This is a genomic window from Streptomyces montanus, assembly GCF_005786655.1.
GTDB lineage: Bacteria > Actinomycetota > Actinomycetes > Streptomycetales > Streptomycetaceae > Streptomyces > Streptomyces sporangiiformans.
Window position 1 is genome coordinate 63,642 of the sequence record NZ_VBZC01000016.1, and the last position, 12,212, is coordinate 75,853.

Genomic DNA, 12,212 nt, shown 5'->3' on the forward strand with positions numbered 1-12,212 from the left:
CCGGCCCATGCAGCAGCGCAAGCGATGGGCGGCGACCGTATTCTTCGCGTTCGCCATCGTGCTCGGCCTGAGCCAGCCCTCCGCGCCGGCCACCCCCCAACTCCCGGTCCTCGCAGAGACCAGCCAACTTCCCGCCCGAGCAGCCGAGTTCGACGTACGTGACTACGGAGCCAAGGGCGACGGCTCCACCAACGACACCCCCGCCATCAACAAGGCTGTCGCGGCGGCGAATTCGGCGGGTGGCGGCACGGTCCGCTTCCCGGCCGGCAAGTACAAGTCCAAGAACACCATCCACATGAAGAGCGAGGTCACGCTCCAGGTCGACAAAGGCGCCACCATCCAGGGCTCCGGCGCCGACACCTACGACGCGCCCGAGGACAACCCGTACGACGACTACCAGGACTACGGGCACAGTCACTTCCACAACGCGATGATCTACGGCGACAGGCTGAAGAACATCGGCTTCGTGGGCGAAGGCGTCATCGACGGCCTCGGCAACCTCATCACCGGCAACCCCAAGTCCGGGGAGGCCGACAAGATCATCTCGCTGACCCGTTGCGACGGACTCCGCCTCGGCGACGGAATCACCCTTCGCAGGGGCGGCCACTTCGCGGCCCTCATCAACGGCTGTACGAACGTCACCTCGGACCGACTGAACATCGACACCGCGAGCGACCGCGACGGCTGGAACATCATCAGCACGACGAACGTCACCGTGACGAACGCCAGCATCAAGGCCAACGACGACGCGCTCGCCTTCAAGAGCGACTACGCACTCGGCGCCAAGCTCCCCAACGGCCATGTGCGGGTGAGCGATTCATATCTCTCGGCCGTCTGCTGCAACGCCCTGATGTTCGGCTCCGAGACCTGCGGCGACTTCTCCGACTACCAGTTCGCGAAGATCCGCATCGAGGGCTCCAACAAGTCCGGGCTCGGCATGGTCTCGATGGACGGCGCCAAGATCTCCGACGTCCACTACCGCGACATCACCATGACCAATGTGCACTCGCCGATCATGCAGAAGATCGGCACCCGCAAGCGATGCGGCAACAACCCTGGCACCGGATCCATCAGCGACATCACGTACGACAACATCACGGCCACCGGGTCGAGCCCGTCGTTCAGCCCGACCCTGTGGGGCGAAGGCGGCCACCGCATCAACGGCGTCACCTTCAACAACGTCAACATCACCGTGCCCGGCGGCAACGGCACCATGTCCACCGCCGTGCCGGACAACACCGCCACCGACTACAACCCGAACAGCATCGGCACCCGGCCCGCGTACGGCTGGTACCTCCACAACGCGGACGACGTCACCTTCACGGACAGCTCGGTGAAGTTCGCGGCGAACGACGGGCGCCCGGCGGTCATCGCGAACTCGGCGAGCGGTGTCAGGTTCAACCGCTTCACGGCTCAGCGCGGCAGCGACTCGCCCCACGACGTCGGCCTCCAGTCCGTCACCGGCTACTGCCTGACGGACAGCCACAACCCGTCGGGCGGCGCCCTGCGCGTCTCCAGCCGCGGCTCCACGGAAAATTGCAGCTCGGCGGCGAAGCCCAGGGCCGCTTCGGCCGCGAAGCCCAGGGCCGCCTCGGCCGCGAAGCCGCTCGACCTGGAGAACCCCCGCCAGGATTTCCTACGCGGCTCGGTCGGCGGACTCTTCCTGCACTGGGGTCAACGCACCGCCCCCGCCCACACCAGCTGCACCGACTGGGAGAACGACGTCACCAGCGGCGGCTGGACTCCCGACTACTGGGTGAACGAGGCCCAGAAGCTGCACACCCAGTACCTGGTGCTCGCCACCTTCCACAGCCGGCTCGGCTATGCCCGCCCCTGGCCGTCGAAGATCCCGGGCAGCTGCTCCACCGAGCGGGACTTCCTCGGTGAGCTGATCACCGCCGCCAAGGCCAAGGGGCTCAAGGTGATCCTCTACATGACCGACGACCCCCAGTGGCACAACGAGGGCGGTCATGAGTGGCTCGACTCGGCCGCGTACTCCTCCTACAAGGGCAAGACGGTCGACCTCACCACCCGCGACGGCTTCGGGCAGTTCTCGTACGACAACTTCTTCGAGGTCATGGACCGCTACCCCGGCCTCGGCGGCTTCTGGATCGACAACGACAACGCGTACTGGGAGAACCACGACCTCTACGCGCAGATCCAGCGGAAGCGGCCCACCTACACGCTCAGCAACAACAACGAAGACACGCCGATCATGGACATGATCAGCAATGAGCAGAAGGCGGGGATGTCGCCGTCGTACGACTACCCGCAGGCGACCTACACCGCTCAACCCCGGCTCACCGAGGCCGACTTCAAGCTGCCGTCCAGTGGGGCGTGGTGGTACGACGGCTCGAACCCGGCCGTCGACAAGATGCTCACGTTCGGCCGGCTCATCACCAACGCGGGCTCGTCCGTGAAGGCGCTGATGGCCGAGACAGCCCAGGTCAACGGCAAGTTGCCAAGCAATCAGGCCGCCTTCAACAGCTTCGCCGACTCCTACCTCGACCCCATCTGGGAGTCGCTGCAGGGCACCGAGGGCGGTGGCTATATGTACGGCGGCCTCAAGCCCGGGTTCTGGAACGACGGCGCGCACGGAGTGACGACGGTCAGCAAGAGCGATCCGAACCGCCAGTACGTGCACGTGCTGACGCCGCCCTCCACCAGCACCCTGCGCATCCGCGACAACGGCTACCGCATCGCCTCCGTCACCAACCTCCGTACGGGAGCGGCGATTTCATGGTCGCAGTCCGGCGGAGTGCTGACACTGAACGGGCTCGGCAACTGGGATCCGTACGACACCGTCTTCAAGGTCACGACCGCCGGACGCCAGGGGATTCTCTCGGGGGTCAGTGTGAGCGCGAGCGCCTCGGCGAGCGGTCACGGGGCGTCGGCCGCCGGAGACGGCGACTACCTGACCTACTGGGACAGCAACAAGACACTGCCGGTCAATCTCACCTTCGATCTCGGCAGTTCGAGGAAGGTGCGGTACATCGGGCTCAACCAGCGTGAGGATTCGGTCGCCTACGCGCGCTCGGACACCGAGCAGTCCGCCCGTATCAAGGGCTACAAGGTGTTCCTCAGCAACGACGGGACCAATTGGGGGAACGCCGTCAGGACGGGCGAGCTTCCGAGCCGCCGGGGAATCCAGGGAATCGACCTCACGGCGGCCAGTGCCCGTTACGTACGGCTCGAAGTCGACACCACCTGGGCCGCGTCCAGCGACTCCGCCCGCTACAAGCGGCTGCGGATCGACGAGGCCTGGATCGGGACCGCCTATGCGACGGGAGCATCGTCATGACACGTATCCGCATCAGATCACTGGTGGTCACCCTGGTCGGGCTGCTGATCGCCTCCGCGATTCCGCTGCTCGGCGGTGGGCACCCGGCTGCCGCCTCCGACAACGGTCAGTCCATCCGTCCCGCCATGGGCTGGAGCAGCTGGAGCTTCGTGCGCCGCTGGCCGACCGAGGCGAAGATCAAGGCACAGGCGGACGCCCTGGTGTCGAGCGGGCTCAAGGACCAGGGGTTCGTGTATGTGAATCTTGACGACTTCTGGCAGAAGTGTGACGCGGACGGTTTCGTCGTCGACTCCTACGGCCGCTGGACCGTCGACTCGGCCAAATTCCCGTCCGGAATCAAGGCGCTCGCCGACTACATCCACTCCAAGGGGCTGAAGTTCGGCTTCTATGTGACGCCCGGGATCGCCAAGAACGCCGTCACCAAGAACACGCCGATCGAGGGGACGTCCTACCACGCGAAGGACATCGCGGACACCTCGAAGACCGAGAAGAACTACAACTGCAAGAACATGTACTACATCGACTACGGCAAGCCGGGCGCGCAGGAGTTCGTCAACTCGTGGGCGAAGCAGTTCGCTTCCTGGGGCGTCGACTACCTGAAGATCGACGGGGTGGGCAGCCAGGACATCCCGGACGTCCGGGCCTGGGATAAGGCGCTGCGGGCGACCGGACGGCCCATCAACTACGCGCTCTCCAACAATCTTCCGATCGCCGAAGCCTCCACTTGGCGGCAGTTGGCCAACAGTTGGCGCACGCAGGGTGACGTGGAGTGCTACTGCGGTCCGGGCTCGAACGGCAGCGGCTACCCCCTCACCGACTGGTCGCACGTCTCCGCCCGCTTCACCTCGGCCGCCAACTGGCAGCAGTACGCGGGCCCCGGCGGCTGGAACGACCTCGACTCGCTGGAGATCGGCAACGGCGACCAGGTCGGCCTCACCGCCGACCAGCGCCGCTCGCACTTCACGCTGTGGGCGATGGCGGGCTCACCGCTGCTGCTCGGCACCGATCTGACGAAGCTCGACTCCGTCGACAAGGCAATGCTGACGAACGACCGGCTCATCGGCGTCGACCAGGACGGCGTCGCGGCCAAACGCATTGTGAACAGCGGTGTCAGGCAGGTCTGGAGCAAGAAGGAAAAGAGCGGCGACTATGTCGTGGCGCTCTTCAACACCGGCACCTCCGGCAACTCCACGGTCAGTGTGAACTGGTCGCAGGTCGGGTTCACCGGTTCCGGCGACGTCACGGACCTGTGGTCGGGCTCCGACAAGGGCACGATCACTGACTCGTACAGCGCGACCCTCCGGCCCGGCGAGACCCGTCTGATCCGGGTGACGCCGCAGGGCTGAACGGCAGGAGCGGCAAGGTCTTCCGCTTCGGGAGACCTGTGCCCTCTGACCATTAGGAAGCTTTCCTAACGCACAAACACTCCCCCACTCCAGGAGGACGATCCACGTGCATACCGCCGCACTCCCACGCAGTCCCCGCGTGACCCTCGCCGCCCTGCTGGGGCTGTTGCTGTCTCTGCTGTTCGCCGCACCGCCGGCGTCGCACGCGGCCACGGCGAGACCTCTTGCCTCCCCGGGCATGGCTGTCGCGCCGTACGAGTACTTCGGCTGGGGCAGCCCGCAGAACCCGACCTCGGTGATGTCCGCGACCGGCGTCAAATGGTTCACGCTCGCCTTCATCCTCTCCGACGGTTCCTGCAACCCGAAGTGGGACGGCTCGCGCCCGCTGACCGGCGGCAACGACCAGTCGAAGATCAACGCGATCCGGGCGGCCGGCGGTGACGTCATCGTCTCCGTCGGCGGCTGGAGCGGGGCGAAACTCGGCGAGAAGTGCTCCAGCGCCTCGGCGCTTGCCGGCGCGTACCAGAAGGTCATCAACGCGTACGGCCTCAAGGTCATCGACATCGACATCGAGAACACCGAGTGGTCCAACGCGACGGTCCGGCAGCGGGTGATTGACGCGCTGAAGATCGTGAAGGCGAACAACTCCGGTCTGAAGACCATCATCACCTTCGGCACGACGACCAGCGGCCCGGACTCCACCGGCGTCGACATGATCCAGCGCGGAGCCAATTCCGGTCTGGCGAACGACATCTGGTGCATCATGCCGTTCGACTTCGGGGGCGGCTCCAGCAACATGGGCACGCTGACCACCCAGGCCATGGAGGGCCTCAAGGCGCGGGTCAAGTCCGCGTACGGCTACACCGACTCGGCGGCGTACGCACACATCGGGCTGTCGTCGATGAACGGCAAGACCGACGTCTCGGGCGAACTCGTCCGCGTCGCGGACTTCAAGACCATGCTCGCCTACGCCCAGCAGCACCGCATCGCCCGCCTCACGTACTGGTCCGTCAACCGCGACCGGGCCTGCGGCTCCGGCTCCGCCGGTGACGCGTGCAGCGGCGTCTCGCAGCAGCCGTACGACTACCTCAAGGTCTTCGCCCAGTACACGGGCTGAAAGGAGGGACAACGGGAAGATCGTCCGCTACGAGGCGGAGAACGCGTCATACGTCTCGGGCTCCACCGTGGACGCAATCCAGCAACGGGATCGGGACGACTGGCTACGTGGCCACGCACGCGGGCCGAACGGCATGCACTACGGCTCAGCAGCAGCAAAATCCGCGCCCAGTGCGCGTCCCAAATGCAAGACCCCGCCGACGGCTTCGCCGACGCGCAACAGCGCTGCACCGAGTTGATGCCTCGATAGCGGTTGCCCGAGGGCGCAGCCGCCCCCTGCCTGCGATGCCTGTTTCGCCGAGGCAGCGCGGCACCCGGCCGCAGATGAGTTCAACTGACCTCTGCGCAATGTGTTCGGCTGGAACTCCAGCCGAACACATGCGTGGGGCGCCCTTCGTCACCTGACGAAACCGCTCGTCCACGGCGACGATCACTGGAAGGTGCCTGTCCGGGGGCGGACTCCTCCGGGCCGGTTGTCAGCTGCCCGTGGGGCGTTCGAGTGCCACCTCGGGCAGGCGCCGGGCGAGCGGGGCGGGCAGCCACCAGGCCCACTTGCCCATCAGTTGCATGAGGACCGGGACCATCAGGCAGCGGATGACCAGGGCGTCCATCAGGATCGCGACCGCGAGGCCGAGGCCGAACTGTTGGAGCATCCGGTCGGCGCTCAACATGAAGGCGCCGAACACCACGATCATGATGGCCCCGGCCGCTGTGATCACCTTGCCGGTGGAGGCCAGTCCTTCCCGTACCGCGAGGGAATGGTCCTTTGTACGCTCCCATTCCTCGTGCATGCGCGAGACCAGGAACACCTCGTAGTCCATCGAGAGCCCGAACACGATCGCGAAGATCAGCACGGGGAGGAAGGCTTCGATGGGGCCTGGCTGCACCCCGAACAAGCCGTGCTGGAACACGAGGGTCATGGCGCCGAGCGCGGCGGTGATCGAGAGCAGGTTGAGCAGGGCTGCCTTGACGGGGATCAGGATCGACCGGAAGACCAGCATCAGGAGCAGTGACGAAAGACCGACGACGACCGCGACGAAGAGCGGCAGCCTCTTCGAGACGGTGTCCGCGAAGTCCTGGGACGCGGCGGTGGCTCCGCCGACCAGGATCGTGACGCCGGTGTCGTGCTCCACCTTCGGGGCTACGTCGTCGCGCAGGTGGTGCACGAGGTCGGCGGTGCCCTCGGCCTGCGGTGACGTCTTCGGGTAGGCGATCACGGTGGACAGCGCGCCGTCCTCGGAGGGCATCGCGGGGCTGGCCGCGGCCACGCCCTCGGTCTTCGCCAGCTCGGCCTGGACGGCCTTGCCGGCGGCTTCGTCTCCTTGCGCGAGGACGACCAGCGGACCGTTGAAGCCCGGGCCGAAGCCCTCGGCGAGCAGGTCGTACGCCTGCCGGGAGCTCGTGGTCTTCGGATCGTTGCCCGCGTCCGCGAAGCCGAGGCGCATGCCGAGGGCCGGTGCGGACAGGGCCAGCAGGGCGAGGACGGCGACCAGCAGTGACGGCAGCGGACGGCGCTGCACGGCCGAGGCCAGGGCCCGCCAGCGGCGGCCTTCGGTCCTTCCCTTGGCCGCGGTCTTCGCAGCGTTCTTGAGTACGTGGCGCTGGATGCGCTTGCCGAAGAGCGCCAGCAGTGCGGGCAGCAGGACCAGCGAGGCGGCCATCGTGGTCAGTACGGTCAGGGCCAGGGCGAGGGCCACGCCCTGCAGTGAACCGAGGCCGAGCGCGACCAGGCCGAGCAGAGCGATGATCACGGTGCAGCCGGCGAAGAAGACCGTGCGTCCCGCGGCGTCCAGGGCCTTGCGGCCGGCTTGGGCCGGGTCGGCGCCGTCGGTGAGTTCCTGCCGGTATCGATAGAAGATCAGCAGGGCGTAGTCGACGCCGACACCGAGTCCGACGAGCATCGTGATGGGCGGGGTGAAGTCGGCGATGGTGAAGCCGTGCGAAGCGAGCACGATCAGGCCGAGGGCGCTGCCGACCGCGAAGAGAGCGGTGAGCAGCGGCACCGAGGCCGCCACCAGGGAGCCGAAGAGCAACCCGAGAATGACCAGGGCGGCCACGATGCCCGCCAACTCCGCTACCGGGCTGCCCTTCTCCTCGGCACCGCGCACGGCCTCGCCGCCGACCTCGACCTGGAGACCGTCCGTCTCAGCATCCTTGGCTGTGTCGATGATCGCGGTGACGTCCTCCTTCGGAATGGCCTCGGCCTTGGCGTCGAGCGTGACGGTGGCGTAGCCGATCGTGCCGTCCTTGGACACGGCGGAGGCGTCGGTGTACGGGCTGCGTACATCGGCGACGCTCGGCAGTCCCTTCACCTCGGCCAGCATCTTGTCGACAACGGCCTTGCAGCCGTCGATGCCCTGGCTGTCCTTGAGCACGATGTCGACGCTGTCGCCGGCCTGGGCGGAACCGTGCTTCGTGAACAGGTCGGTGGCCGCTTGTGAGTCGGTGCCCGGCAGGGCGAAGTCGTTCTTGTACGCGGAGCCTGCAGCTTGCGACCCCAGCGTGACCGTAACCAGGACGGCCACCCAGATCAGCAGGGCGGCCCAGCGGTGACGCTGCGCCCAGCCGGCCAGGGCTCCGAACCGGCCGCCACGCGGCAGATCCGGCCGGTCCGGTGGTGCGGGCGGGGCAAGGGGCGCGGCTGCGCCGCGGGTGGGAGACATGGGTGATTACCTCGGATTCGAGCGTGAGTGGCCTGGCTGAAGAAGCGCACCCACCACGGCGCCGCCCAGCGCGGGCACGCCGATCCCCAGAGCGGCAATCACGCCGTTGACCTCAAAGGCCAGGGCCCCGGCAGCTGTGACCAGCAGCGTTCCGGCGGCGGCCCCGACGAGCGCGCCGACGAACGCGGCCGTGGTCCGTCCGGGGAAGGGGGGTGCGTTCATGCCCTCGAGCGTGCCTTCGCGAGGGCGGCCGAATCGTCAGCCTGCGGCTGACACTGGGGCGTACCCCAGTGGATGCAGACTGCCGCCGCGTCGTACCCCAGGAGTGCCAAGTGGGCCGTTCACCGCGCCGGCCGGGCTACTCCGCCAGCCAGCCCGGGCTGACCAAGCCGGACTCGTACGCCACCACCACGACCTGCGACCTGTCCCGTGCCCCCAGCTTCGCCATGATCCGGCTGACATGCGTCTTCGCCGTCGACGGGGACAACACGAGCCGTGCCGCGATCTCGTCGTTCGTAAGCCCTGCGGCCACCAGCTGCATGACCTCGCGCTCGCGGTTGGTGAGGACATCAAGCTGGGGATTGGGCACCGGGTTGTGCACCCGGCCCGCGAAATCGGCGATGAGGCGCCGGGTGATCGACGGGCTGATCAGGGCATCGCCCCGGGCGGCGACCCGTACCGCCTGCAGCAGTTCTTCCGGCTCCGTGTCCTTCACCAGAAAGCCCGTCGCCCCGGCGCGCAGCGCCCCGTACACGTACTCGTCCTCATCGAAGGTCGTCAGTATGACCACCTTCACCGATGCCAGCCGCGCATCCCCGGCGATCTCCCGAGAGGCTTCCAGGCCGTCCGTCCCCGGCATCCGAATGTCCATCAGAATTACGTCCGGCCGGAGCTCACGGCAGGCCCAGACCGCTGCTTTCCCGTCCGCGGCCTCCCCCACCACCTCGATGTCGTCCTGGTCGTCCAGGATCGACCGGAACCCGGCCCGGACGAGCCGCTGGTCATCTGCCAACAGGACCCTGATCATCGATCGCTCCGCTCCGTCGGCTCTCCCGCGGTCTCGTACGGTAGCCGGGCCCGCACCGCGAATCCGCCCTCCGGCCGCCGGGCGGCGGTCAGTTCACCGCCCAGTGCCCGCGCCCGTTCCGTCATGCCGGTGACCCCGCTGCCGCCGCCGGATCCGACCGGGCCGGCCGCCGCGCCCTCGCCGTCGTCCTCGACTGTCACGGTCAGCTCCTCTACCCCATAAGCGAGTTGGATCGTGACCTGTCCGGCGTCGCTGTGCTTGGCGACGTTGGTCAGCGACTCCTGCACAATCCGGTACGCGGCCAGGTCGACCGGAGCGGGAAGCGCGCGTTCGGCCCCGGTCCGCTCGATCCGCACGTCGAGCCCCGCCAGCTTCGCGGAGGCCACCAGTTCGTCGGCCTGGGCCAGCCCCGGCGCGGGTGACGTGGGAGCCTCCTCATCGACCCGACGAAGCACGCCGAGGGTGGCCCGCAGCTCCCGCAGGGTCTCCCGGCTGCTCGCCTTGATCGCGCCGAGTGCCTCTTCGGCCTGGGCAGGATCCTTCTTCAACCGATACAACGCCGCACCCGCCTGCACGTTGATCATCGAAATGTTGTGCCCGATCACATCGTGCAGCTCGCGGGCGATACGCAGCCGCTCCTCGGTGGCCCGCAGCCTCGCCTCCTCCTCGGCATAGGCCACCCGGCCATGCCGCACACTGCCGAGAGCCACGACGGCGACCAGCCAGCCGGTGAGCATGAACACCGCCGTGCCGGTGACATCGCTGTTGCCCACAAGCGTGCCGGCGTACACGCCGATCACCATCGACGATGCCACGGCGACAGCCGCCTGCAGCCTGCCGTGGGCCGCGATGGCGTACAGCGCCACGATCGGCACCACGACCAGCGGACCATCGATGGCGCTCAGGAGGTAGTAGCCGCCCGTGGCCAGCGCCGTGAACCAGCCCACCGCCACCGGAAACCGGCGCCGGAACAACAGCGCTCCGCACACCGCGACGATCAGCATCCAGGACGCGATCCGGGAGGGCACCCAGCCCTCGCCCGTGCTCAGCCGCTGCCCCTCGGCGATCGCCACCAACACGAGCGTCCCGAAGGCCAGTGCAGCGTCAGCGTGGACGCCACGAGGCGGCCGGAAACGCGTCTGATCGAGAGGCGGCACGCGTCCATTCTGCCAACTCCGCTCGCGGGCACCGCACTTGCCGCATGTCCACACGCCCACCGCACCCCCGGTCGGATACAACAGGTAAACACGCCTGATGGAGACTTACTAGGACAACGAGAGCAGCACGGTGAAGCGAGCTCCTTCGCCGGGCGCCGTCCTGAGTTCGACGCGGCCGCCGTGGGCCTCCAGGATCGCGGCGGTGATGGCCAGGCCGAGTCCGGTGCCGCCGCGTGTGCGGGACCGGGCCTCGTCGAGCCGGTAGAACCGGTCGAAGATGTTCGGCGCCCCGCCATGGCCGCCGCAGTGGTCATGGACACCGAGCGGCAGCAAGCGATCAGCACAGAGCTGACCCCGGCCCGAGAACGCCTCGCACGCCGCTTGCTCACCCGGTAGAAGCGGGCCGGGCGGGCCTCCAGCGAACCCACCCCATACACAACGGCACCCGCCAAGTCGTTCAGCAGTCCTCGCTGCCTCCGTGAATGTGCGGTCCTTGCAAGCGGGAGGGTGCTCCCCTGGCGGCGGGCGCTTGGTCACCGAGATCGGCTTACGGGTTGGTGCCGTCAAGCCGGACGAAGCGCCGGTCTTCCATCTGCCAGCCCTGGCCGCAGGAACCGAGCGTGAGTCGACTGTTTGCCCAGCTTCGCCGCACTGTGATCGATTCATCCTTCATGTGGCTGCGGGTGACGAACACGACGCGCTCGCCCTGCCGTTCACCAGGTTGTCTCAGCTCGAGCCCACCGAACGGGCGACACCCCGGCTCCTCCAGCGGCGTACGGCCCCGTAGGGGATTCCCAGCCGCCCCTGGCCGGTGCCAGGTGACCGAGCGCCAGCATGCGGCGCAATCACCCTATCAAGATCGTTCGCCCAGAGGACCAGTGGCGAAACAGTTTTCCTCGCGACGTGCGCGGCCGCGCGGCATGTTCCCCACCTCAACCGACGCGCGTCTTCAGCAGGCGCACCTACGTGGTCACGATGAGCGAATCTCTGAGGTTCACCAGGATGCGGCTCACCTGACTCGGCACCCCACCACGGCCAGAGCGCCCAAGTCAGTCCAGCGGTTCCCTGCCCGTGACCTGACGATAGGCGTCGTCGAGCAGGTCGTCATCAACCTCGAGTTCTCCTTCGTCCAGGAAGTAAGCGCCGCTACCGAAGGCTGCCAGCTGAACCCGGAGCATTTCCTCGACAGTGAGGAATTCGATCTCCGTCTCTGCGCCTTGGAGAACTCCGGCGACCCCGACGAAGGCACTGCCTTTCCAGACCGCAGCGTAAAGGTCAGACGAAGCGGACAAAAGAATCGGCAGCCACTCGCCCATGGCATCCAGGTCACGGTGCCCGGGCCGACGCACGCCCCTGGCTTCCGATGCTGACGGGAAGATGTACCCGGGAATGAACGCAGCGTCTCCCACAGTCTGTCCGGCCCGGCGGCGTGTGCCGTTACACCAGGAGAACCAGTCCCTTACTTCGTCAGGGACGTCGCCGAGCATCCGGCGTAGCTCGTCTTCGGGAAGGCCGGGACGCTCCAAGTCGGCTACCACGGGCCGACGCAGCAGCGTCAGACGTTCCTGGATATCGTCCAACAACTGAGTTACTGCGGTCATG

At 67.4% G+C, this 12,212-nt stretch carries 9 protein-coding genes; 3 read left to right on the forward strand and 6 right to left on the reverse strand.

The features are described 5' to 3' along the window. Nucleotides 1-7 precede the first annotated feature (7 nt). From FE633_RS16595 to FE633_RS16605, 3 genes are all read left to right on the forward strand, one after another. Nucleotides 8-3,301, forward strand: a complete 3,294-nt coding sequence (locus tag FE633_RS16595) for a glycosyl hydrolase family 28 protein (RefSeq protein ID WP_138045925.1) — start codon at nucleotides 8-10, stop codon at nucleotides 3,299-3,301. Then, nucleotides 3,298-4,647, forward strand: coding sequence for a glycoside hydrolase family 27 protein (locus FE633_RS16600; RefSeq protein ID WP_138045926.1), 1,350 nt, complete (start codon nucleotides 3,298-3,300; stop codon nucleotides 4,645-4,647). The genes FE633_RS16595 and FE633_RS16600 overlap by 4 nt, the downstream gene beginning before the upstream one ends. Before the next feature lie 139 nt (nucleotides 4,648-4,786). Next, the gene (locus FE633_RS16605; protein WP_246113657.1) at nucleotides 4,787-5,764 is read left to right on the forward strand and encodes a chitinase; all 978 of its coding nucleotides are present in this window, start codon (nucleotides 4,787-4,789) and stop codon (nucleotides 5,762-5,764) included. Between the two features lie 475 nt (nucleotides 5,765-6,239). On the opposite strand, the gene FE633_RS16610 is transcribed toward FE633_RS16605, so the two are convergent. The 6 genes from FE633_RS16610 to FE633_RS16635 all read right to left on the reverse strand — a co-directional run bounded on the left by FE633_RS16610 (nucleotide 6,240) and on the right by FE633_RS16635 (nucleotide 12,211). After that, a complete protein-coding gene (locus FE633_RS16610; RefSeq protein WP_246113658.1) occupies nucleotides 6,240-8,426 on the reverse strand; it encodes an MMPL family transporter in 2,187 nt (728 codons plus the stop codon). Nucleotides 8,427-8,432: 6 nt separating this feature from the next. Next, nucleotides 8,433-8,648, reverse strand: a complete 216-nt coding sequence (locus FE633_RS16615) for a hypothetical protein (protein WP_138045928.1) — start codon at nucleotides 8,646-8,648, stop codon at nucleotides 8,433-8,435. Nucleotides 8,649-8,784: 136 nt separating this feature from the next. Next, the gene (locus tag FE633_RS16620) at nucleotides 8,785-9,453 is read right to left on the reverse strand and encodes a response regulator (RefSeq protein WP_138045929.1); all 669 of its coding nucleotides are present in this window, start codon (nucleotides 9,451-9,453) and stop codon (nucleotides 8,785-8,787) included. Then, entirely contained in the window at nucleotides 9,450-10,610 is a 1,161-nt protein-coding gene (locus FE633_RS16625; RefSeq protein ID WP_138045930.1) for a sensor histidine kinase, read from the reverse strand. The genes FE633_RS16620 and FE633_RS16625 overlap by 4 nt, the downstream gene beginning before the upstream one ends. Before the next feature lie 108 nt (nucleotides 10,611-10,718). Further along, complete coding sequence (locus tag FE633_RS48420) at nucleotides 10,719-10,943, reverse strand: ATP-binding protein (RefSeq protein ID WP_425473180.1); 225 nt, start codon at nucleotides 10,941-10,943, stop codon at nucleotides 10,719-10,721. A 716-nt stretch (nucleotides 10,944-11,659) separates the two neighbouring features. After that, the gene (locus tag FE633_RS16635) at nucleotides 11,660-12,211 is read right to left on the reverse strand and encodes a thioredoxin domain-containing protein (RefSeq protein ID WP_138045932.1); all 552 of its coding nucleotides are present in this window, start codon (nucleotides 12,209-12,211) and stop codon (nucleotides 11,660-11,662) included. Nucleotide 12,212 lies beyond the last annotated feature (1 nt).